General features: G+C 68.7%; 20 protein-coding genes and 1 tRNA gene. 12 read left to right on the plus strand and 9 right to left on the minus strand.

Annotated elements, in window-relative coordinates; genetic code table 11:
- The first annotated feature begins 46 nt into the window (after positions 1 to 46).
- Positions 47 to 550 carry a DUF3145 domain-containing protein gene (locus tag ABS642_RS02990; protein WP_116634819.1) on the plus strand — a complete coding sequence of 168 codons (504 nt, stop codon included), beginning with the start codon at positions 47 to 49 and terminating at the stop codon, positions 548 to 550.
- Positions 551 to 696: 146 nt separating this feature from the next.
- Here the strand turns inward: ABS642_RS02990 and ABS642_RS02995 are convergent, their stop codons facing one another.
- Complete coding sequence (locus ABS642_RS02995; protein WP_282216987.1) at positions 697 to 2,100, minus strand: PLP-dependent aminotransferase family protein; 1,404 nt, start codon at positions 2,098 to 2,100, stop codon at positions 697 to 699.
- A gap of 95 nt (positions 2,101 to 2,195) precedes the next feature.
- Here ABS642_RS02995 and ABS642_RS03000 point away from each other — a divergent pair, with 95 nt between their 5' ends.
- The gene (locus ABS642_RS03000) at positions 2,196 to 2,861 is read left to right on the plus strand and encodes a hypothetical protein (RefSeq protein ID WP_282216988.1); all 666 of its coding nucleotides are present in this window, start codon (positions 2,196 to 2,198) and stop codon (positions 2,859 to 2,861) included.
- 69 nt (positions 2,862 to 2,930) lie between these two features.
- Here the strand turns inward: ABS642_RS03000 and ABS642_RS03005 are convergent, their stop codons facing one another.
- The 6 genes from ABS642_RS03005 to aceE all read right to left on the minus strand — a co-directional run bounded on the left by ABS642_RS03005 (position 2,931) and on the right by aceE (position 10,560).
- A complete protein-coding gene (locus tag ABS642_RS03005; protein ID WP_350352200.1) occupies positions 2,931 to 4,172 on the minus strand; it encodes a beta-ketoacyl-[acyl-carrier-protein] synthase family protein in 1,242 nt (413 codons plus the stop codon).
- A 92-nt stretch (positions 4,173 to 4,264) separates the two neighbouring features.
- On the minus strand, positions 4,265 to 4,513 hold the full coding sequence (locus ABS642_RS03010) for an acyl carrier protein (RefSeq protein ID WP_017830435.1): 249 nt from the start codon (positions 4,511 to 4,513) through the stop codon (positions 4,265 to 4,267).
- 67 nt (positions 4,514 to 4,580) lie between these two features.
- Positions 4,581 to 5,582, minus strand: coding sequence for a beta-ketoacyl-ACP synthase III (locus tag ABS642_RS03015; RefSeq protein ID WP_282216990.1), 1,002 nt, complete (start codon positions 5,580 to 5,582; stop codon positions 4,581 to 4,583).
- Positions 5,579 to 6,499, minus strand: coding sequence for an ACP S-malonyltransferase (locus ABS642_RS03020; RefSeq protein ID WP_350352201.1), 921 nt, complete (start codon positions 6,497 to 6,499; stop codon positions 5,579 to 5,581). Before ABS642_RS03020 ends, ABS642_RS03015 begins: the two co-directional genes overlap by 4 nt.
- Positions 6,500 to 6,599: 100 nt before the next feature.
- Positions 6,600 to 7,802 (minus strand): helix-turn-helix domain-containing protein, encoded by a 1,203-nt coding sequence (locus ABS642_RS03025; RefSeq protein WP_282216992.1) that lies wholly within the window; start codon positions 7,800 to 7,802, stop codon positions 6,600 to 6,602.
- Positions 7,803 to 7,833: 31 nt separating this feature from the next.
- The gene (aceE, locus tag ABS642_RS03030) at positions 7,834 to 10,560 is read right to left on the minus strand and encodes a pyruvate dehydrogenase (acetyl-transferring), homodimeric type (RefSeq protein ID WP_350352202.1); all 2,727 of its coding nucleotides are present in this window, start codon (positions 10,558 to 10,560) and stop codon (positions 7,834 to 7,836) included.
- Between the two features lie 255 nt (positions 10,561 to 10,815).
- On the opposite strand from aceE, the gene ABS642_RS03035 reads away from it, so the two are divergent.
- The 9 genes from ABS642_RS03035 (at position 10,816) to ABS642_RS03075 (ending at position 17,876) form a co-directional block, all read left to right on the plus strand.
- On the plus strand, positions 10,816 to 11,421 hold the full coding sequence (locus ABS642_RS03035; protein WP_350352203.1) for a carboxymuconolactone decarboxylase family protein: 606 nt from the start codon (positions 10,816 to 10,818) through the stop codon (positions 11,419 to 11,421).
- A 10-nt stretch (positions 11,422 to 11,431) separates the two neighbouring features.
- Positions 11,432 to 12,325, plus strand: a complete 894-nt coding sequence (locus ABS642_RS03040; protein WP_350352204.1) for an RNA polymerase sigma-70 factor — start codon at positions 11,432 to 11,434, stop codon at positions 12,323 to 12,325.
- A 41-nt stretch (positions 12,326 to 12,366) separates the two neighbouring features.
- Positions 12,367 to 12,439 (plus strand) — tRNA-Val (locus ABS642_RS03045).
- A 198-nt stretch (positions 12,440 to 12,637) separates the two neighbouring features.
- A complete protein-coding gene (locus ABS642_RS03050; RefSeq protein WP_350352205.1) occupies positions 12,638 to 14,668 on the plus strand; it encodes an MMPL family transporter in 2,031 nt (676 codons plus the stop codon).
- A gap of 96 nt (positions 14,669 to 14,764) precedes the next feature.
- Positions 14,765 to 15,100, plus strand: a complete 336-nt coding sequence (locus tag ABS642_RS03055) for a metalloregulator ArsR/SmtB family transcription factor (protein ID WP_282216997.1) — start codon at positions 14,765 to 14,767, stop codon at positions 15,098 to 15,100.
- Positions 15,093 to 15,527: an SRPBCC domain-containing protein gene (locus ABS642_RS03060; protein ID WP_350352206.1), complete on the plus strand. Its 435-nt coding sequence runs from the start codon at positions 15,093 to 15,095 to the stop codon at positions 15,525 to 15,527. Before ABS642_RS03055 ends, ABS642_RS03060 begins: the two co-directional genes overlap by 8 nt.
- A 34-nt stretch (positions 15,528 to 15,561) precedes the next feature.
- Entirely contained in the window at positions 15,562 to 15,912 is a 351-nt protein-coding gene (locus ABS642_RS03065; protein ID WP_350352207.1) for a nuclear transport factor 2 family protein, read from the plus strand.
- A gap of 90 nt (positions 15,913 to 16,002) precedes the next feature.
- Positions 16,003 to 16,893: a TIGR01777 family oxidoreductase gene (locus ABS642_RS03070; protein WP_350352208.1), complete on the plus strand. Its 891-nt coding sequence runs from the start codon at positions 16,003 to 16,005 to the stop codon at positions 16,891 to 16,893.
- 29 nt (positions 16,894 to 16,922) lie between these two features.
- On the plus strand, positions 16,923 to 17,876 hold the full coding sequence (locus ABS642_RS03075; RefSeq protein WP_350352209.1) for an L-lactate dehydrogenase: 954 nt from the start codon (positions 16,923 to 16,925) through the stop codon (positions 17,874 to 17,876).
- Between the two features lie 13 nt (positions 17,877 to 17,889).
- Here the strand turns inward: ABS642_RS03075 and ABS642_RS03080 are convergent, their stop codons facing one another.
- Positions 17,890 to 18,654, minus strand: coding sequence for an SDR family NAD(P)-dependent oxidoreductase (locus ABS642_RS03080; RefSeq protein WP_350352210.1), 765 nt, complete (start codon positions 18,652 to 18,654; stop codon positions 17,890 to 17,892).
- A gap of 100 nt (positions 18,655 to 18,754) precedes the next feature.
- On the opposite strand from ABS642_RS03080, the gene ABS642_RS03085 reads away from it, so the two are divergent.
- Positions 18,755 to 19,591 (plus strand): helix-turn-helix domain-containing protein, encoded by an 837-nt coding sequence (locus tag ABS642_RS03085; RefSeq protein ID WP_350352211.1) that lies wholly within the window; start codon positions 18,755 to 18,757, stop codon positions 19,589 to 19,591.
- 7 nt (positions 19,592 to 19,598) lie between these two features.
- Here ABS642_RS03085 and ABS642_RS03090 read toward each other — a convergent pair whose 3' ends face one another.
- Positions 19,599 to 20,438 carry an aldo/keto reductase gene (locus tag ABS642_RS03090; protein WP_282217004.1) on the minus strand — a complete coding sequence of 280 codons (840 nt, stop codon included), beginning with the start codon at positions 20,436 to 20,438 and terminating at the stop codon, positions 19,599 to 19,601.
- Positions 20,439 to 20,495 lie beyond the last annotated feature (57 nt).

A 20,495-nucleotide genomic window follows, 5' to 3' on the forward strand; every position in this document is an offset into this window, starting at 1 on the left:
GGTTTCAGGTCGTTGGGGAAGACGCACCTGATGAAACGGAGAGATCATGGCGACGGCTTACGCACGCGGAGTGGTTTTCGTCCACTCTGCGCCTCGCGCGCTCTGCCCGCACCTGGAATGGGCGGTAGGACGCGCCATCGGGCGTGCGGTCAACTTCGACTGGACCGAACAGCCCGTCCTTGACGGCGCCCGCCGCGCCGAGTTCTACTGGGACGGACCTGTGGGCACCGGGGCCGCTCTCGCGACCGCCATCCGCGGCTGGGAGCACCTCCGCTTCGAGGTCACCGAGGATCCCACGCCGCGCAGCGACGGCGGCCGGTGGCTGCACACGCCCGACCTCGGCATCCACTACGCCCAGACGGATGCCGCGGGCAACATCGTCATCGGCGAGGATCGCATCCGCTACGCGATGGAGATCTCCGCCGGAAACGCGGTCGAGCTGCAGCGCGAACTGGACATCGCGCTCGGCTCGGCCTGGGACGAGGAGCTGGAGCCGTTCCGCCACGCCAGCGACGACGCGCGCGTCGTCTGGCTCCACAAGGTCGGCTGAGGCCGACGACAGACCTGGAGCGCAGGAGGCCGAGTATCGGATGCCGGTGGTCTCTCCCGGACGCTGAGAAACGTATCCTCGCTCCACCGACGAGAACCCCGCCTCTGTTCATCGAGGCGGGGTTCTCGTCCGTCGAGCCGACGCGTTCAGATCACCGCCGCGTGGGTGTCCGCGACCGGACGGAAGGCCGTGCCCTCGCGGACGTCGTCCCAGGCGAGGCGCAGCCGCTCCAGCGCCTCGATCGTGCGTTCGGGCGGATAGGTGATCGGGATGCGAAGGAATCGCTCCAGCACTCCGCCGGTGGAGAACCGCGGACCGGGCGGTGCGATCAGTCGGCGGTCACGTGCCGCGAGTGAGAGCCGCGTCGAGATCGGAGCACCCAGGTCGATCCAGGCGGACAGCCCGCCGGGAGTGCGCGGCATCCGCAGGTCTCCGATGGCTTCCAGTCCGGCGCTCACGGCCGACCGCCCCGCGTGCAGACGGGAGCGGACGTGCTCGGCGAGCGCGGGCATCTCGTCCAGCAGCTCGACCGCGATGCACTGGTCGAGCAGCGCCGTGCCCAGCTCGAACGACGGGCGGACCGCGAGCACGCGCGCGATGACCGGCTTCTCCGCCCTGATCCATCCGAGGCGCAGACCGCCCCAGGCGATCTTCGACATCGAGCCGACCGTGATCACCTGCGGGCTGAACGCGGCCATCGGAAGCGGCGTCCACCCCCGATCGATATCGAGCTCGGTGGTGGTCTCGTCGGCGATCACGCTCGTGCCGACGTTCCGCGCGGTGGCAGCGACGCGATCCCGATCGGCATCCGTCATGGTCGCGCCCGTCGGGTTGTGGAAGTCCGGGATCAGATAGGCCACCCGCGGGCGGCTCCGCAGCAGCAGCTCGGTGAGATGGCGGACATCCCAGCCGTCGATGCCGACCGGTGTGGGAGTCAGCCGATAGCCGTTCCGGTCCAATGCGTCGAGCGCGTGGGGGAACGACGGCTGCTCGACCACGGCGCGTTCACCGCGCCGCCCGATCGCGGCGAGAACCAGGTTGACGGCATTGAGCGCGCCGGACGTGATGATGATCTCCTCGGGCGATGTCGGGACCCCGCGCTGGGTGAACCGACTCGCGACGGCGTCCCGGAGCTCGGGCAGGCCTTGCAGCGAATATCCGCTCGTGCTGCGCAGTGCTGCCAGCCGCGGAAGCGATCGCACGGTGGCGTCGTAGAGTCCGGGCGTCGAGTCCATCGAGGCGATCGAGAGATCGATCGCGGAGGCGTCGTCGGAGTCGAACGCCCTGTGCTCGATGTGCGGAAGAGCGACCCGCGTGCTACCACCGTGCAGGCGGGTGACGTAGCCGTCGCTCTCGAGCAGGCCGTACGCACGTGTCATCGTCGAACGCGAGCGCCGCAGTTCGAGCGCCAGTGCGCGCTCGCTGGGAAGCCGTTCGCCGTTGGTGAGTCGTCCGTCGAGAATCAGCGCGCGGATCTGACCCGCGAGCTCGGCGGCTGTGGATCCCGCGGCGTTCTGCGCGCCCAACTGCTCCACGAGTCGTGATGTCATGGTTCCAGCATGCCGCAAAGTGGCCTCGTATCTGCAGGCCACTTTTCGATGACTGGTCTCGCTTCGGTCGCGTTCGGGCCGTCCACGATGGAGAGATGCAGCTGCGCTCCCTCTTCATCCCCGTCACCGCCACGAGCCGACGCGACTTCGTCGAGCGCTTCGTGCAATTGATCGCCGGACTCTTCCTCTACGGCGTCGCCCTCGGTCTGATGGTGCGCGGTGGCATCGGCGTCGCCCCATGGGATGTGCTCGCCCTCGGTGTATCGGGGCAGTCGGGGATCGGCTACGGCACGGTCACGGTGCTCGTCTCGGTCGTCGTGCTGCTGCTGTGGATTCCGTTGCGCCAGCGAGTGGGCATCGGGACGCTGCTCAATGCGCTTCTGGTCGGGCCGAGCGCCGACGTCACTCTCGCCGTCGTGCCGGCGCCGCCGTCGATCTGGGTCGGCGCCCCGATGTTCGTCCTCGGGCTGGTGCTGCTCGCCTTCGCCACCGGCCTGTACATCGCTGCGAGCTTCGGACCCGGACCGCGCGACGGTCTCATGACGGGACTTGTCCGCGTCACCGGCTGGAAGGTCTGGATCGTCCGCACGCTCATCGAGGGCAGCGTGCTGCTCGTGGGCTTCCTGCTCGGCGGGCCCGTCGGCGTCGGCACCGTGCTCTTCGCGCTGGGAGTCGGGCCGCTGATCGGATGGTTCCTGCCGGCGATCACCCGTCTGCGTGAGGAGCGCTCTCTCCGGCTCGCACCCCTGCCGATGCGGTGACACCGCACAGAGACACGAAGAAGGCCCCGGGAGTGGTCCCAGGGCCTTCTTCGTGCGTTGCTCCGCGGGTCAGTAGTCGAGGCCGGCGAACACCGCGACGGCGTTGTGGCCGCCGAAGCCGAACGAGTTGCTGATCGCGAACTGCGGACCGTCGCCGAGCGGCGTCGCGTCTCCGGAGAGGCGGAACGGCACGGCGGGGTCGGGCTCGGTCATGTTGATCGTCGGCGGGGCGACACGATCGCGCAGCGCGAGGAGGGAGAAGATCGCCTCCAGGGCGCCGGTGCCTCCCAGCAGGTGGCCGGTGGAGGCCTTCGTCGCGGAGACCGGGATCTCATCGATCCGCTCTCCGAAGACCTTCCGGAGTGCGACGTACTCGTTCGGGTCACCGACCGGGGTCGACGTGGCGTGCGCGTTGATGTGCGTGACCTGGTCGGCTGTGATGCCAGCCTCTTCCAGGGCCTGGGTGACAGCGCGCGCGGCGCCGTTGCCCTCCGGGTCGTTCCCGGTGATGTGGTACGCGTCGGCCGTGACGCCGCCGCCGAGCACGTATCCGTAGATCTTGGCGCCGCGCGCCTTCGCGTGCTCCTCGGTCTCGAGGATGAGCGCCGCCGCGCCCTCGCCCATGACGAAGCCGTCACGGTCGATCGCGCCGGGACGCGACGCCGTGGCGGGGTCGTCGTTCCGACGCGACAGCGCCTGCGCCGACGCGAACGACGCCATGGTGATCGGGTGGATCGCGGACTCCGTGCCGCCGGCGATCACGATGTCGGCATCGCCGTCCTGCAGGTGGTGGAAGGCGTGGATGATCGACTCGGTGCTCGACGCGCACGCGCTCACCACGGTCTGGGCGTAGGCGCGGGCGTGGAACTGCAGCGACAGGTTGCCCGCCGCGGCGTTCGGCATGAGCATCGGCACGGTCAGGGGCATGACACGCCGCGGGCCCTTCTCGCGAAGAGTGTCCCAGGCGTCGAGCAGAGTCCAGAGGCCGCCGATGCCGGTGGCGAAGTCGATGCCGAGGCGCTCGGGGACGACCTCGGGCGAGCCGGCGTCGGCCCAGGCCTCACGCGCGGCGATCAGAGCGAACTGCGAGGACGGGTCCAGCCGCTTCGCCTCGTGGCGCGGCAGAACTTCTTCCGGGCGGACGATGGCCTCGGCGGCGAAGGTGACGGGGAGTTCGTACTGCTGCACCCAGTCGTGCTCGAGGGTCCGGGTGCCGGACATGCCTGCGAGCAGGTTCGCCCAGTTCTCCGGGGCGGTCCCGCCGATGGCGGACGTGGCGCCGATGCCGGTGACGACGATGCGCTTGGTCATGGTGTGGTTCCTTGTCGGGCGGGGTGGAGCGGAGTTCGGGCAAGGCAGAGGATGCCACGCCCCGCGGTCGCGGGGGTGGCATCCTGCGGGGATTACTCCTGGCCTGCGACGATGAAGCTGACGGCGTCGCCGACGGTCTTGAGGTTCTTGACCTCGTCGTCGGGGATGGTGACGCCGAACTTCTCCTCGGCGTTGACGACGATCGTCATCATCGAGATCGAGTCGATGTCGAGGTCGTCGGTGAACGACTTCTCGAGTGCGACCTCGGAGGCGTTGATGCCGGTCTCGTCGGTGATCAGCTCAGCGAGGCCTGCGAGGACCTCATCGTTGGTGAAAGCCATGTGGTCTTCCTCTTTCTTACGGGTTGTATTCGGAACCGTGGAACAGTCTAGAGAAGGTCGCGCGAACTCAGGGGAGGACGACGACCTGTGCGGCGAACACGAGCCCCGCGCCGAAGCCGATCTGCAGCGCCAGACCCCCCGACAGCTCGGGGTGCTCGGCCATCAGCCGGTGGCTCGCGAGCGGGATGGACGCGGCGGACGTGTTGCCGGTCGTCTCGATGTCGCGGGCGATCACCGTGCTCTCCGGCAGCTTCAGCTGCTTGGCGAACTCGTCGATGATGCGCATGTTCGCCTGGTGCGGGATGAAGGCGGCGATGTCGGTCGGCTCGACGCCGGCCTTGTCGAGCGCCTCGCGGGCGACCTTCGCCATCTCCCACACGGCCCAGCGGAAGACCGTCTGGCCCTCCTGGCGGAGCGTCGGCCATGGCACCTCGCCGTCGCGGAACTGGGTGAGAGTGCCGTTCATGCCGACGGCATCCGCCTTGGAGCCGTCGGAGCCCCACACGGCCGGGGCGATGCCGGGCGTGTCGCTCGGGCCGATGAGAGCGGCGCCCGCACCGTCGCCGAGCAGGAAGGAGATGCTCCGGTCCGTCGGGTCCACGACGTCGGACAGCTTCTCCGTGCCGATCACGAGGGCGTAGCGGGCCGCTCCCGCCTTGATCAGGGCGTCGGCCTGGGCGATCGCATACGCGTACCCCGCGCACGCGGCGTTGATGTCGTAAGCGGCGGCCGGGTTCGCCCCGACGCGATCAGCGACGATCGCGGAGACTGACGGCGTCTGCTTCGGGTTGCTGATCGTGGCGACGATCACGAGGTCGACCTGGTCGGCGGGGACGCCGGACTTCTCGATGGCCTCGGCGGCCGCCTCGGTGGCGAGGTCGATGGCATCGGTGTCCTTGTTCGCCCTGGCACGCGTGATGATGCCCGTGCGTTGGCGGATCCACTCGTCGCTGGAGTCGATCGGGCCGATGAGGTCCTCGTTCGGCACGGCGTTCTCGCCGCGGGCTGCACCGAACGAGTAGATGCGCGTGTAGGCGGGGCCGGCGACCTGGGCGAGGGTGATGCTCATGCGGCTTCTCCGTTCAGCAGCGCGACCGCCGCGTCGAGGTCTTCGGGGGTCTTGACGGCGACCGTGGGCACACCGCGGAGACCGCGCTTGGCGAGCCCGACCAGTGCACCCGCGGGAGCGAGTTCGATCAGGCCCGTGATGCCGCGGTCGGCGAAGGAGCTCATGCACAGGTCCCAGCGCACGGGGGAGGAAACCTGGTCGACGAGGTAGGAGAGCGCCTGGGCGCCGCTGTCGACGACCGAGCCGTCGCGGTTGGTCCAGAGCGTGATCGAGGGGTCGGCGGGCGTTACCGTGTCGACAGCGTCGCGCAGAGCCGTCACCGCGGATGCCATGTACTCCGTGTGGAAGGCGCCGGCGACCTGCAGGGGGATGACCCGCGTTCCCTTGACGGGCTGCATGGCGAGGGCCTCGAGTCCGGGGAGCTCGCCGGCGACGACGAGCTGGCCGCCGCCGTTGTAGTTCGCGGGGGAGAGGCCGAGTTCGGTGAGGCGCTCGAGGATCGCGGCTTCGTCTCCGCCGAGAACAGCGCTCATGCCGGTCGGCGTCTGCGCTGCGGCTTCCGCCATCGCTCGTCCGCGGATGCCGACCAGGCGCATGCCCGTCTCGGCGTCGATGACGCCGCTGCCGACGAGGGCGGCGATCTCGCCCACCGAGTGTCCTGCTGTGCCGTCGGGGCGACGACCGGCCCGTTCGGCGAGTGCGTCACCGGCGATGAGGGAGGCGGCGACGATCAGCGGCTGCGCGATGCGCGTGTCGCGGATCGTGTCGGCATCCGAGACGGTGCCGTGTTCGCGGAGATCGACCTCCGCGGCCTCCGAGTAGGCGGCGAGGCGCTCGGCCACCCCGTCGAGCTCGAGCCAGGGTGCGAGGAATCCGGGGGTCTGCGAGCCCTGTCCAGGGCAGACGACGACAATCACATCCTCAGTCTGCCAACGTTTCGCGCCGAGCGGTGGATGATCCATCACAAGATTCCGACGAACCCTTGTGTGTGGCGTACAGCCCGCGGGATTCCGGGGCTCAGCGCTGCGGGCGGCGGACGGCCGGACGACGGCGTGTCTGATCCGTCACGCCGATGGATCCGAGGATCAACGCCGTCTGCAGGATCAGCGCCTCGCGGGGCCCGGTGGCATCCCAGCCGATGACCTCGCTCACCCGCTTGAGGCGATAGCGCACCGTGTTCGGGTGGACGAACAGCTCGCGGGCGGTCGCCTCGAGGGAGCGGCCGTTGTCGAGGTAGCTCCACAGCGTCGTCACGAGGTCGGTCGAGTGTGCCTGGAGAGGGCGGAAGATGCGCTCGATGAGGGTGTGCTTCGCGAGCGGATCTCCGGCGAGAGCGCGTTCCGGCAGCAGATCGTCGGCCTCGACGGGGCGGGGAGCGCTGCGCCAGGCGCGGGCGACGGCGAAGCCGGCCAGCGCGGCGCGTGCGCTCTGGCTCGCGTCCACGAGCGCGGCGACCGCGGGGCCGAGAACGACGTATCCCGGGCCGAACGAGGGCTCGAGCCGTGTGGCGATCTCCTGGAAGCCGAGCTCGTCCTCGACCTCTTCGTTGTCCTGGCCGGCGACCCTGGCGCGTCCGAGCACGAGGACCAGCCGTGAGCCCTGCACGCCGATGAGCACGTCGACGGCGAGCTTGCGGGCCGTGCGACGCACGAGGTCGACATCGAACTGCGGGGGAGTCGTGCCGACCAGGACTGCGACCTCGCCATGGCCGTGCCAGCCGAGTGCCGCGATACGGCTGGGCAGCTCCTCGTCGGCCTCGCCCGTGAGGATCGAGTCGACGACCAGCGCCTCGAGGCGGGCGTCCCAGAGACCGCGTGCCTCGGCCGCGCGTGCGTAGACGTCGGCCGCAGCGAACGCCACGTCGCGCGAGTAGAGCAGGATCGCCTCGCGGAGGTCGTTTCCGCGACCTGCGACACGCTCCTCGGTGACCTCGACCGTCACACGGATCAGCTGCAGGGTCTGCTGGAGGCTGACGCTGCGCAGCAGCTCTCGGGGAGCCGCGGCGAAGATGTCGGCCGCGATCCACGGCGTCGAGGTCGGATCCTCGTACCACTGGATGAACGAGGTGATGCCCGCCTGCGCCACCAGCCCGACCGCAGAGCGGCGGGCCGGTGGCATGTCGGCGTACCAGGGGAGCGTGTCTTCCAGCCGCTTGATGGTCACCGAGGCGATATCACCGGAGATACGGCGCAGCCAGGTGAGCGTCGCGGTCTTGTCCATACTGCGGGAAGACGAACCTGTCACCGAGGGCTCAGCTCTCCCCGCCCGCGTTGCCGCTGGTGCCGGCGTTCACGTCGTGCAGGCTGTACTTCTGGATCGCCTGCGCGGCCAGAGACCGGTCGACGACGCCGTCTTCGGCGAGCGACTGCAGCGTGCGGACCACGACCGACGGTCCGTCGATCTTGAAGAAGCGACGAGCGGCGGCACGCGTGTCGGAGAAGCCGAAGCCGTCCGCACCGAGCGTCGCGAAGCGGTTCGGCACCCACGGGCGGATCTGGTCCTGCACCGCGTGCATGAAGTCGCTGACCGCGACGACCGGACCCTCTGCACCCTGCAGCTTCTGGGTGAGGTACGCCGTGTGGGGCTCCTCCTCCGGGTAGAGGAAGTTGTGCTCGTCGGCTGCGAGGCCGTCGCGGCGCAGCTCGGTCCACGAGGTGACCGACCAGACATCGGCGATCACACCCCAGTCGTTCTTCAGGAGCTCCTGCGCCTCGAGGGCCCAGGGCAGACCGACACCCGATGCGAACAGCTGAGCGCGGGGACCTTCGCCCTCGCCGACCGAGACGCGGTGGATGCCGCGGACGATGCCGTCGACGTCCACGTTCTCGGGCTCCGCGGGCATCACCATGGGCTCGTTGTAGAGCGTGATGTAGTACATCACGTTGGGGTCCTCGTGGTTGCCGCCGTACATCCGCTCGAGACCCGAACGCATGATGTGCGCGATCTCGTAGCCGTAGGCCGGGTCGTACGAGATCGTCGCCGGGTTCGTCGACGCGAGCAGGTGCGAGTGACCGTCGGCGTGCTGCAGGCCCTCACCCGTCAGCGTCGTGCGGCCGGCGGTGGCGCCCATGATGAACCCGCGGGCCATCTGGTCGCCGGCGGCCCACTGCGCGTCACCCGTGCGCTGGAAGCCGAACATCGAGTAGAAGAGGTAGATCGGGATCAGCGGTTCGCCGTGCGTGGCGTACGAGGTGCCCGTGGCCGTGAACGCCGCGAGAGCGCCCGCCTCGTTGATACCGACGTGCATGATCTGGCCCTGCGGGCTCTCCTTGTAGGCGAGGAGCAGCTCACGGTCGACCGAGGTGTAGTGCTGGCCGTTCGGGTTGTAGATCTTCGCCGTCGGGAAGTACGCGTCCATGCCGAAGGTGCGCGCCTCGTCGGGGATGATCGGCACGATGCGGTGGCCGAAGTCCTTCGACCGCAGGAGGTCTTTGAGCAGACGGACGAACGCCATGGTCGTGGCGATCTCCTGCGTGCCCGAGCCCTTCTTGGGCAGGGCGTAGGCCGTGTCATCCGGCAGCGAGAGTCCGACGTGCGTCGAACGGCGCTCGGGAAGGAAGCCGCCGAGTGCCTGACGGCGCTCGAGCATGTACTGGATCGTCTCGTCCTGGGGTCCCGGGTTGTAGTACGGGGGCAGGTACGGGTTCTCCTCGAGCTGCGCGTCCGTGATCGGGATGTGCATGGCGTCGCGGAACGTCTTGAGGTTGTCCAGCGTCATCTTCTTCATCTGGTGGGTCGCGTTGCGGCCCTCGAAGTGCGGACCGAGGCCGTAGCCCTTGACGGTCTTCGCGAGGATGACGGTCGGCTTGCCCTTGTGCTCGGTCGCGGCCTTGAACGCGGCGTAGACCTTGCGGTAGTCGTGGCCACCGCGCTTGAGGTTCCAGATGTCGTCGTCGGAGTAGTCCTTGACGAGGGCGGCTGCGCGCTCGTCGCGACCGAAGAAGTGCTCGCGGATGTACGCGCCCGACTCGGCCTTGTAGGTCTGGTAGTCGCCGTCGGGGGTGACGTTCATGATGTTGAGCAGCGCGCCCTCGGTGTCGCGGGCGAGCAGGTCGTCCCATTCGCGACCCCAGACGACCTTGATGACGTTCCAGCCGGCGCCGCGGAAGAACGACTCGAGCTCCTGGACGATCTTGCCGTTGCCGCGCACCGGGCCGTCGAGTCGCTGGAGGTTGCAGTTGACGACGAAGGTCAGGTTGTCGAGACCCTCGTTCGCTGCGACCTGCAGCTGACCGCGGCTCTCGACCTCGTCCATCTCGCCGTCGCCGAGGAAGGCCCAGACATGCGAGGCGGAGGTGTCCTTGATGCCGCGGTTCTCGAGGTACTTGTTCGACATCGCCTGGTAGATGGCGTTGATCGGACCGAGCCCCATGGAGACGGTGGGGAACTGCCAGTACTCCGGCATGAGGCGGGGGTGCGGGTACGAGGGGATGCCGTTCGGGGCGTGCGACTTCTCCTGGCGGAATCCGTCGAGCTGATCCTCGGTCAGGCGGCCTTCGAGGAAGGAGCGCGCGTAGGTGCCGGGGGAGGCGTGGCCCTGCACGAAGATCTGGTCGGCGCCGCCGGGGTTGTCCGCACCCTTGAAGAAGTGGTTGAAGCCCACCTCGTAGAGGGCGGCCGACGACGCGTAGGTCGAGATGTGGCCGCCGACGCCGATGCCGGGGCGCTGTGCGCGGTGCACCGTGATGGCCGCGTTCCAGCGGATCCACGCGCGGTAGCGACGCTCGACCTCTTCGTCACCGGGGAACTCGGGCTCGTTCTCCGGAGCGATGGTGTTGATGTAGTCGGTGGTCGGAACCATCGGGACGCCCAGGTGCAGCTCCTTGGAGCGCTTGAGCAGGCTGAGCATGATCTCGCGGCCGCGGCCGTGCCCCTTGGCATCCACCAGCTCATCGAGCGACTGCTGCCACTCTCCGGTTTCTTCCGGATCGCTGTCCTGGGGGCCTTGGGAATAAGGATCCTGGTCGTGCACAGTCACGGGGCGAACCTTTCGTCAAGCTGGCAGGTCATGCCAAGGAAACGGGAAGCGACGCGGGCAGCCTTGTCGGCTGTGCACAACGCGCGCCGGGTTCAGCCTATCCCTCTTCCACGACACGGGCGTGCATCGGGTCCCCGACGCACATGGGCGGATGCCGGCAAGAGTTCGCGAGTCCCCTGTCACATCGGGGGCGCGGCCGGTGTCTCCATGTCGAAGGTCCGAAAGCCCGGCATCGACATAGAAGGAGACACGAACATGAGCAGCAACATGACCCGCATCCCGCCCGCAGAGGTCACCGGGATCTACGGCGCGATGGTGAAGGTGTTCGCGAAGAAGATGATGGGCCGGGTGCCGGAATCCGTCGGAGTCCTCTGGAACAACCCTGCGGTCATGAAGGACGCGATGGGCATCGGCCGGAAGACCGAGAGCTGGTCGGAGCTCGACCGAGATCTCGCGTCGTACGCGGCGATGGCGGCCGCGGCGACGATCGGCTGCAGCTTCTGCCTCGACTTCAACTACTTCATGGGGCACAACCACGGTCTCGACGCGACGAAGATCCGGGAGGTGCCGCGCTGGCGGGAGGCGACTGTCTTCTCGCCCGTCGAACGCAGAGTGATGGATTACGCGGAGGCTGCCAGCCAGACGCCGCCGGCCGTGACGGACGAGCTCTCCGACGCGCTGCTCGCCGACCTCGGACCTGCCGCACTCGTCGAGCTGGCCGCGCGCGTCGCGTTCATGAACATGAGCGCCAGGATGAACGTGGCCCTCGGCATCCACTCCGAAGAGTTCGCCGACGCGTGCGGGCTGCCTCCGCTCGCTGAACGGCCCACCGCCCGTGAGGCCGTCGGGGACACTGCGTAGGCTCGCGGACATGGATCGCGTCGAGAGCGCCGCCGATGACCCGTTCGTCGTGCACCGGAACCTCCTCTTCACCGTCGCCTACGAGATGCTCGGTTCGGCGGCGGATGCCGAGGACGTGCTGCAGGAGTCCTGGCTGCGCTGGGCGGCGGTCGATCCGTCGACGGTCATGGCACCCAAGGCCTACCTCGTGCGGATCGTGACGCGGCAGGCGCTCAACCACATCCGCTCCGTCTCACGGCGTCGCGAGGACTACGTCGGGGAGTGGCTGCCCGAGCCGCTGCTCACCGCCCCCGACGTCGCCGAGGACGTCGAGCTCGCCGAGAGCCTGTCGATCGCGATGCTCACGGTTCTGGAGACACTGAGTCCGGCCGAGCGCGCGGTCTTCGTGCTGCGCGAGGTGTTCGATGTGCCGTACGACGAGATCGCGGATGCCGTGGCGAAGACCCCCGCCGCCGTACGGCAGATCGCGCACCGCGCGAAGGATCATGTCGCGGCCCGTCGTCCACGCATCCGCGTGGTGCCCTCCGAGCACGAACGCGCCGTCGACCAGCTCGTCGCCGCGCTGAACACCGGTGACCTCCAGGGGCTGATGGACGTGCTCGCCCCGGACGTGGTCTCCGTCGCGGACGGCGGCGGCAAGGTGCGCGGCGCCGCACGTCGGCCGCTGGTCGGCGCGGACACGATCGCCCGCTACCTCGTCGGCAGCCTCGCCAAGCTCGCCGGCGCTTTCCACGCGGCGGCGACCACCATCAACGGTCAGCCGGGCATCCGGCTGGAGGTCGACGGGGAGCTCGCCGGAGTCGTCGCGGTCGTGGTCGAGGACGGACTGATCGCCCGCATCTACTCGGTCGCGAACCCGGACAAGCTCGGACGCATGGACCTCGAGGTGCCGCTGGTGCGGTGAGGACAACCTCTGCGCGTTCTCGTCGATAAGATGATCGGGAAGGGCCTTTAGCTCAGCTGGTAGAGCGCCACGTTTACACCGTGGATGTCGTCGGTTCGATCCCGGCAGGGCCCACCGAGAAAGTACTGGGCAAAGCGGATCTCTTCGCTCTCAGGCAACCGAGCGCGACCCCCGGTTCGTCGATGTCCGCTGTCGAGGCTGTCGCGCGTCCATCATTTGATGGAGATGGGTGTCAATGGTCCGGGCGATGCCCGGGATCCGACGGCCGACTTTGCTTGAGTCGTGCACGCTTTCTCTGATTCTCTGTCTCGTATGCTCACCTCCCGCCGCGGAGCGTGGCTTTCTCTGGCGATCGGTGTCATCGCGCTGGTCGCTCTGCTCGGCATCTTCGGTCGCGCCGCGATGACGACGGCCGACCAGACCGAACCCCCAGGATCCGAGTCCGCTCGGGTCGCCGCCGTGACCGAGGAGTTCCCCGACGCGGACGACCGGACGTTGATCGTCGTGGCCTCGAGCGCGGACGAGTCAGCGTTGACAGATGCTCAGGGGGCCGGGATCGCATCGCTTGCGGACGAGCTGAAAGCGGTTGCCGGGGCAAAGATGCTGGGTCCCTTTCCGAGCGATGACGGGATCGCCCAGGTGATCCAGGTGACGGCGTCCGTGAGCGATGACCATACCGAAGCTGATCGCCTTCTCGTGGAGGAAGTGCGCGGCATCGTCGCGGATCACCGCGTGGAGGGGGTCGATGCCCAGGTGACGGGTGGTCCGGCTTTCGGCGCCGATATCGCGGCGGCCTTCGACGGCGCTGACTTCACCTTGCTCCTCGTGACGATCGGGATCGTCGCCCTCTTGCTGATCTTCACCTATCGTTCCCCCGTGTTGTGGCTGATCCCGCTTGTGGTGGTCGGCGTCGCTGATCAGGCCGCCAACAAGGCCACGGCCGCACTCGGCAGCGCGATGGGCCTGCAGTTCGACACCGGCATCGTGAGCGTGCTGGTGTTCGGTGCGGGAACGAACTACGCACTGTTGTTGATCTCGCGGTATCGCGAGCAGTTGTCGTCGGATCCTGATCATCGGAGCGCATTGGCAGCCGCGTGGCGGGCGACCGTTCCCGCGATCCTGGCGTCCAACGTGACAGTCGTGCTGTCGCTGCTGACCCTGGTGCCGGCCGTTGTGCCGGGCACGCGTGGTCTCGGGGTCGCATGCGCCCTGGGACTGGTGATCGCTCTCGCAGCTGTGCTTCTCGTGTTGCCGCCGGCACTGGCGGTGTGTGGGCGGGGCGTGTTCTGGCCGTTCGTCCCGCGCCCCGGCGCTAAAACCGCCGCAGAGCAGGGGAAGGTGTGGCGAAAGGTCGCGACGCGTGTCGTGAACAAGCCGTGGGTGCCGCTCGTTGCCGGGCTCGCGCTGCTCGGCGTCATGTCCGCCGGACTGTTCGGGGTGTCTGTCGGTCTCAGCCAGGTGGAGAAGTTCCGTGTGCCGTCGGAGTCGGCGATCGGGCTCGAAGTACTCAGCTCGCATTTCGATGCAGGGCAGGCGCAGCCGTTCGTCATCGTCGCATCGGCCGCCGAGTCTCAGGACGTCCAGGATGCTGCGGCATCCGTCGATGGCGTGGTGCAGGTCACAGAGTCGGCGACCAGCGACGACGGCGAGCTGGTCCGACTGTCTGTGATCGGGGAGCCGGCGCTAGGAAGCCCCGAAAGTCGGGAGCTCGTGATGGATCTGCGGACGGCAGTGCACGCTGTCCCGGGAGCGGACGCCATCGTCGGAGGTCAAGGCGCGTCGGATGTGGACGCGCGAGAGGGCAACTTGCGCGACTTCCTGCTCGTCGCTCCTCTCATCCTGATCCTGACCCTGCTGGTGCTCATCGTGCTGCTGCGCGCGGTGCTCGCTCCAGTCATCCTGCTCGCCGTCAACGCGCTCAGCGCCGTCGCCGCGATCGGGGCGGGCGCTTGGCTCAGCCGCACCCTGTTCGGCTGGGACGCCTTGGACCTTCAGGTTCCGCTGCTGGCATTCCTGTTCCTGGTCGCCCTGGGAGTGGACTACACGATCTTCCTCGTGCACCGTGCGCGCACCGAAGCGGAATCTGTGGGGACGCGGGCGGGAATGGTCACCGCGCTCGCGACGACGGGAGGTGTCATCACCAGCGCGGGGATCGTCCTCGCCGCCGTGTTCGCAGCCCTCGGCCTGCTCCCGCTGGTGACCCTCGGGCAGATCGGTCTCATCGTCGGCGTGGGTGTGCTCGTCGACACGCTCGTCGTTCGCACGCTCGTCGTTCCCGCTCTGTTCGCGGTCGTCGGAGACCGCATGTGGCCGCGGCGTCGCGTCGCCGCTCGCGTTCACTGATGGCGGGCCGTGGCAGCGGGAACCCTTCCACCAACGTTCTTGAGTACAAAGGAGCATTTGTGCTAGCGTCGGCTCATCCGAAGGAGGAGGTGGCCGATGGGTGCCGAAGCCGTTGCTGATCTCGACCTCGCGCTGCGCGCCCTGGCAGACGGGAACCGCCGCGCGATCCTCCGGGTGATCCGCTCCGCTCCGCTGCCGGTGGGCGCGATCGCGGATGCTGCCGGACTCTCCCAGCAGACGACCTCCCACCACCTCGGCGTCCTGCGGCGAGCAGGGCTCGCCGTCAGCACCCGTGAGGGAACGCGGCATCTGTTCTCGGTCGACACCGACGGCCTGTCGGCCGTGCGTTCCTACCTGGACGACTTCTGGCCGAGCAAGCTGGCCACGTTGAAGTCCGTGATCGAGGCGCGCGAGGGCGACGATCGTGGCTGAGTTCCGGGACTCGATCGACATCGCCGCCGCTCCGGAGACGGTGTTCGACTATCTCGTCACGGCGGAGGGCATGACCGCCTGGATGGGGCAGTACGCCGAGCTCGATCCGACACCCGGCGGCCGGTTCGCGGTCGACATCGCCGGGCACGCCATCCGGGGAGAGTATCTGCACGTCGAGCATCCGCGCCGTGTCGTCGTCTCCTGGGGCGTGGCCGGGAGCGAGACGCTTCCCGCCGGATCATCGCGCGTCGAGTTCACCCTCACTGCGACCGGCACCGGCACGCGCGTCGACCTGACCCACTCGGACCTTCCCGACACCGAGGTGCGCGGTCACGCGCACGGCTGGGCGCACTTCCTGCCGCGTCTCGCGGCCGTGGGGGCAGGCGACGACCTCGGAGCCGACGACTGGCGTCCGCTCGACGACTGAACACCCACTGACCGCGCACAGCAAGGGGAAGAACATGGATACGGCATATGACATCGTCCAGGGCTATCACCGGGCCTGGACCAGCGGCGACGTGGAGCAGGCGATGACCTACGTCGCGGACGACATCACCTGTCGAGCACCCGGGGTCGACCTGCAGGGCAAAGAGGCGTACGCCCGGTACATCGGCGGCTTCGCGCCCACGCTCACGGGCATCGGCGACATCGCCGAGTTCTCCGACGGGGACCGTGTCGCGCTGTTCTACTATCCCCAGACCGCTGCGACGTCGACCGCGCCGGCCGCCGAGTACTTCACGGTGCGCGACGGGCGGATCAGCGAGACCATCCTCGTCTTCGATCGTCTCTCCTACGGTCCGCCGCGTCCGTGAGGAGGATCCGATCGAGCCTGCGGTTAGTCTGGACAGCACTCACACCGTGAGCATCGGCCACGGCAGAGGGACTGAACTCCAGGAGCGACCATGGCGCGACGCATCGTCATCAGCGGGGCATCCGGACTGATCGGCGGCGCGCTGACAACATCGCTCCGCGCGGACGGCATCGACGTCACCACGCTCGTGCGACGCCCTCCGAGGGATTCGTCCGAGCGGCAGTGGGCGCCGGGGGAGCGCGACCTCGACCCCGAGGTGCTCGCCGGCGCGGAGGCCATCGTGGCACTCGGCGGCGCCAGCGTCGGGCGACTGCCGTGGACGCCCCGGTATCGCGAGGAGCTGGTCGACTCCCGCTTGAAGCGCACCCGCACGATCACGACCGCGCTGCGCGCGCTGCGCGACGATGCTCCGGCCCTCGTCTCGGCATCCGCAGTCGGCTATTACGGCTCGGCACCGGGGGAGCAGCTCACCGAGGACTCGCCCGCGGGCGACACCTTCCTCGCCGAGCTCTGCGTGCAATGGGAGGCGGAGGCGCGCCGCGCCGAGGACCAGACCAGGGTGGCCCTGCTGCGCACGGCTCCGGTGATCCACCGGCAGGGGGTTCTCAAGCCGATGATCCAGCTCACGCGCTTCGGCCTCGCGGGCCCCCTCGGCCGCGGAACGCAGATCTGGCCCTGGATGTCGCTCGAGGACGAGGTCCGCGGCATCCGGCACGTCATCGATCAGAAGATCACCGGACCCGTGAACTTCACCGGACCGACACCCGCGACGGCGAACGACATCGGCCGCGGCCTCGCCCGTGCGATGCACCGCCCCTTCTGGCTGCCTGCCCCCGCCTGGGCGCTGCGTCTCGCGCTGAGCGCGGCCGCGGCCGATTCCCTCCTCCTCTCCGATGCCGATGTGCGGCCCACGGTGCTGGAGAAGTCCGGTTTCCGGTTCACGCATCCGACAGCGCAGGAGGCGGTCGCCTCGGCGGTGTGATCGCGTCCCGCGACTGCGAGACTGAGCCCATGGAGATCATCGAGAACTCGAAGCTCACGGTCGTCGGTGCGGGAAGCGTGGGCTCGAGCGTCGCCTACGCCGCGCTGATCCGCGGATCCGCCCGCCACATCGCCCTCTATGACGTCGCGACCGAGAAGGTCGAAGCCGAGGTCCTCGACCTCGCCCACGGCACGCAGTTCACCGGGTCGAGCGACATCGTGGGCGGCAGCGATATCTCGGTCGCAGCCGGATCCCATGTGGTCGTGATCACCGCCGGTGCGAAGCAGAAGCCCGGCCAGACCCGCACCGAGCTGGCCGAGGTGAACGCCGGCATCATCCGCAGCATGATGCCGCAGCTGCTCGAGGTCGCCCCGCATGCGGTCTACGTCATCGTCACGAATCCGTGCGACGTGCTCACGGTCATCGCGCAGGAGGTCAGCGGGCTTCCGCCGGAGCGCGTCTTCGCCTCGGGCACGGTCCTCGACACCTCTCGCCTGCGCTGGAAACTGGCCGAGCGCGCCGGCGTCTCGACCGGCAGCGTGCACGCTCACATCGTCGGCGAGCACGGCGACACCGAGTTCCCGCTGTGGTCGCGCGCCACGATCGGCACGGTGCCGATCCTCGACTGGGAGGTGCCGGGGCATCCACGTCTCACGCGGGAGGAACTGGATGCCATCGCGATCGACGTCCGCGACGCCGCGTACAAGGTGATCCGGGGCAAAGGTGCGACGAACTACGCGATCGGGCTGTCGAGCGCCCGCATCGTCGAGGCGATCCTGCGCGACGAGCACGCGGTCATGCCGGTCAGCACGGTGCTGCACGACTTCCACGGCGTGGACGGGGTGGCGCTCTCGGTGCCGTCGATCGTGAGCGCCACGGGCGCGGTGCCGATCAGGAACACGTCCTTCTCCGCAGAGGAACTCGACCTGCTCCATCGCTCGGCGACCGCGCTCGAGGGCGTCAGGGCGACCCTAGGCGCCTGAACCGCCGGCCGGTTCAGCGGCCGTGCGGGTCGCGACTGTTCAGCGTCGCGACCACCTGGTCGTAGTCGCCGCGCGCCTCGCCGTAGCGGAGGAACTTGACGTTCTCGACCTGGATCTCCGTGGCGTCGGGCTGCGTCTCGAACAGATGCATCACCTCGGTGATGAAGTCCTCGAGCGGCATCGCGAAGTCGCTCTCCCTCTGACCCGGCATCAGGTCGGTCTGCACGGACGGCGGCTCGAGCTCCACGACCTTCACGGTCGATCCCTCCAGCTGGAGCCGCAGCGACTCGCTGAGCATGTGGATCGCCGCCTTGCTCGCGTTGTAGCTCGGCGTGACGCGCAGGGGAGCGAAGGCCAGCCCGGACGAAACGGTCACGATGGTCGCATCGGGCATGCTGCGCAGCTGCTCGATGAATGCGCCGATGAGGCGGATCGGTCCGAGCACGTTGGTCACGATGGTCTCCTCGGCCGTCGCGAGGAATCCGGACGGCTGCGACCAGTCCTCGACGCGCATCACGCCCGCCATCGTGATGACGACGTTCAGGTCGGGGTGCGCCGCGATGACCTCGGATGCCGCGGCGCGGATGCTCTCGGCATCCGTCGTGTCGATCTGCACCGTGTGGATGTCGGGATCCGCCGCGGCGATCTCGTGCAGGAGCGCGGTGCGGCGCCCGCCGACGATGACGGTGTTGCCCTTGGCGCGGAGCGCGCGGGCGAGAGCCAGACCGATCCCGCTCGTGGCGCCGGGGATGAAGATGGTGTTTCCGCTGATGTTCATGACTTCAGCGTCGATCAGGTGCGCGACGCCCACCAGAGAGCGCTCATCCAGGGATCGGCGGTCCCTGGATGCCGCCCTCGTCGAGAGGGATACTTCAGAGGTGGATCGTGAAGCGCTGGCCGAGTTCCTCCTGCGACGACGGGAGATGCTGCAGCCCTCGGATGTCGGATTGAGTCCCGGAGTGCGCAGACGCACACCGGGTTTGCGGCGGGAAGAGGTCGCGCAGCTCGCGACCATGTCGACCGACTACTACACGCGTCTGGAGCAGCAGCGCGGCCCGCAGCCCAGTCCTCAGATCCTCGCCGCTCTGGCCCGAGCGCTCCGTCTCACCTCCGACGAGCGCGACTACCTGCATCGCGTGGCCGGTTACAGCGCCCCGGATCGTGGAGCCGTGACCGATTACGTGCGTCCGGGGATGCTCCGCATCCTCGACCGGCTGCACGACGCACCGGCCTTCGTGGTCTCCGTGCTCGATGAGGTCCTGGTGCAGAACGACGCGGCCCGCGCTCTCCTCGGGGACGCGAGCCATCTGGTCGGCCTGGAGCGCAGCGGCATCTACCGGTGGTTCGCCCAACCCGAGTCCGAGCGAGGGCGATACCTCGAGAGCGATCACGCGCGGCAGAGCCGCTCGCTCGTCGCATCGCTCCGTGCCGCGCAGGGTCTGCTCGGCAGCCGTTCCCGCGCCGGCGAGATCGTCCGGGAGCTGACGGCACGGAGCCCCGAGTTCGTCGAGCTCTGGGACGCGCAGGAGGTGCGTCGTCGGTTCGAGGAGCACAAGGTGCTCGTGCATCCCGAGCTCGGCGAGATCGAGGTGGACTGTCAGGCGCTCTTCACCGAGGACGAGTCCCAGGCGCTGATCGTGCTGACCGCCGCGCCCGGAAGCGAGGCGGCCAGCAAGCTCGAACTGGTCCGAGTGCTCGGCACGCAGGTCGTCTGATCTGGTGTCAGGACTCCTCGTGGGTCCGCGGGTCGGCGTCGAAGAGCCGTCCGTCCGCACGGCCCAGCGCCGTGATCGCGGCGACCTCGGCGTCATCGAGCACGATCTCCGCGGCGGCCAGATTCGAGACCTGGTGCTCGAGCGACGAGGCCTTCGGGATCGACACGGTCTCCCGCGCGACGTGCCAGGCGAGAACGGCCTGCACCGGGGTGATGCCGTGCGCCGCGGCGACCTCCGCCACCACGCCCTCGTCGACGAGCTCGCGGGCACGACCGAGCGGGCTCCATGCCTCGGTGAGGATGCCGTGCTCGCGGTGATAGGCCAGCTGCTCCTCCTGCGGGAAGTACGGGTGCAGCTCGATCTGGTTCACGACGGGTCGGACACCGGTCTCGCGCTCGATGCGCTCGAGGTGCTCCGGCAGGAAGTTCGACACGCCGATCTGTCGCACGATGCCCCGCTCCTGGGCGTCCACGAGCGCGGCCCATGCCTGGACGTACTCGTCCTGGGTCGGGTTGGGCCAGTGGATGAGGTGCAGGTCCGTGATGTCGAGGCCGAGCCGCGAGCGGCTCTCCTCGATGCTGGTGCGCGCCTTCGCGGTCGGGTGGTGGCGCCCGGGGAGCTTCGTCGTGACGATGATCTCCTCACGCGGCGCCTCGGATGCCGCGACGCCCAGCCCGACCGAGCCCTCGTTCTCGTAGTTGAACGCCGAGTCGACCAAGCGGTAGCCCGCGTCGAGTGCTCCGGCGACGGCGGCGGCGCCCTCGTCGCCGTTGAGTGCGTAGGTGCCGAGGCCGATGGCCGGCAGGGCGAAGCCGTTGTGAGCGGTGAAGGTGGGGACAGTGGGCATCGTGGCTCCTTCGGTGCAGGTGTGTCTTCAGCGTAGGGCGTGACCTGCGATGCTGGC

The organism is Microbacterium sp. A8/3-1 (genome assembly GCF_040267695.1).
In the GTDB taxonomy this organism is placed as follows: domain Bacteria; phylum Actinomycetota; class Actinomycetes; order Actinomycetales; family Microbacteriaceae; genus Microbacterium; species Microbacterium luteolum.

Excerpts from the sequence above, each read along its gene's own strand:
- ABS642_RS02990 (WP_116634819.1), top strand. The coding sequence starts at position 47 with ATGGCGACGGCTTACGCACGCGGAGTGGTTTTCGTCCACTCTGCGCCT.
- ABS642_RS02995 (WP_282216987.1), bottom strand. The coding sequence starts at position 2,100 with ATGACATCACGACTCGTGGAGCAGTTGGGCGCGCAGAACGCCGCGGGA.
- ABS642_RS03000 (WP_282216988.1), top strand. The coding sequence starts at position 2,196 with ATGCAGCTGCGCTCCCTCTTCATCCCCGTCACCGCCACGAGCCGACGC.
- ABS642_RS03005 (WP_350352200.1), bottom strand. The coding sequence starts at position 4,172 with ATGACCAAGCGCATCGTCGTCACCGGCATCGGCGCCACGTCCGCCATC.
- ABS642_RS03010 (WP_017830435.1), bottom strand. The coding sequence starts at position 4,513 with ATGGCTTTCACCAACGATGAGGTCCTCGCAGGCCTCGCTGAGCTGATC.
- ABS642_RS03015 (WP_282216990.1), bottom strand. The coding sequence starts at position 5,582 with ATGAGCATCACCCTCGCCCAGGTCGCCGGCCCCGCCTACACGCGCATC.
- ABS642_RS03025 (WP_282216992.1), bottom strand. The coding sequence starts at position 7,802 with ATGGACAAGACCGCGACGCTCACCTGGCTGCGCCGTATCTCCGGTGAT.
- ABS642_RS03035 (WP_350352203.1), top strand. The coding sequence starts at position 10,816 with ATGAGCAGCAACATGACCCGCATCCCGCCCGCAGAGGTCACCGGGATC.
- ABS642_RS03040 (WP_350352204.1), top strand. The coding sequence starts at position 11,432 with ATGGATCGCGTCGAGAGCGCCGCCGATGACCCGTTCGTCGTGCACCGG.
- ABS642_RS03050 (WP_350352205.1), top strand. The coding sequence starts at position 12,638 with ATGCTCACCTCCCGCCGCGGAGCGTGGCTTTCTCTGGCGATCGGTGTC.
- ABS642_RS03055 (WP_282216997.1), top strand. The coding sequence starts at position 14,765 with ATGGGTGCCGAAGCCGTTGCTGATCTCGACCTCGCGCTGCGCGCCCTG.
- ABS642_RS03065 (WP_350352207.1), top strand. The coding sequence starts at position 15,562 with ATGGATACGGCATATGACATCGTCCAGGGCTATCACCGGGCCTGGACC.
- ABS642_RS03070 (WP_350352208.1), top strand. The coding sequence starts at position 16,003 with ATGGCGCGACGCATCGTCATCAGCGGGGCATCCGGACTGATCGGCGGC.
- ABS642_RS03075 (WP_350352209.1), top strand. The coding sequence starts at position 16,923 with ATGGAGATCATCGAGAACTCGAAGCTCACGGTCGTCGGTGCGGGAAGC.
- ABS642_RS03080 (WP_350352210.1), bottom strand. The coding sequence starts at position 18,654 with ATGAACATCAGCGGAAACACCATCTTCATCCCCGGCGCCACGAGCGGG.
- ABS642_RS03090 (WP_282217004.1), bottom strand. The coding sequence starts at position 20,438 with ATGCCCACTGTCCCCACCTTCACCGCTCACAACGGCTTCGCCCTGCCG.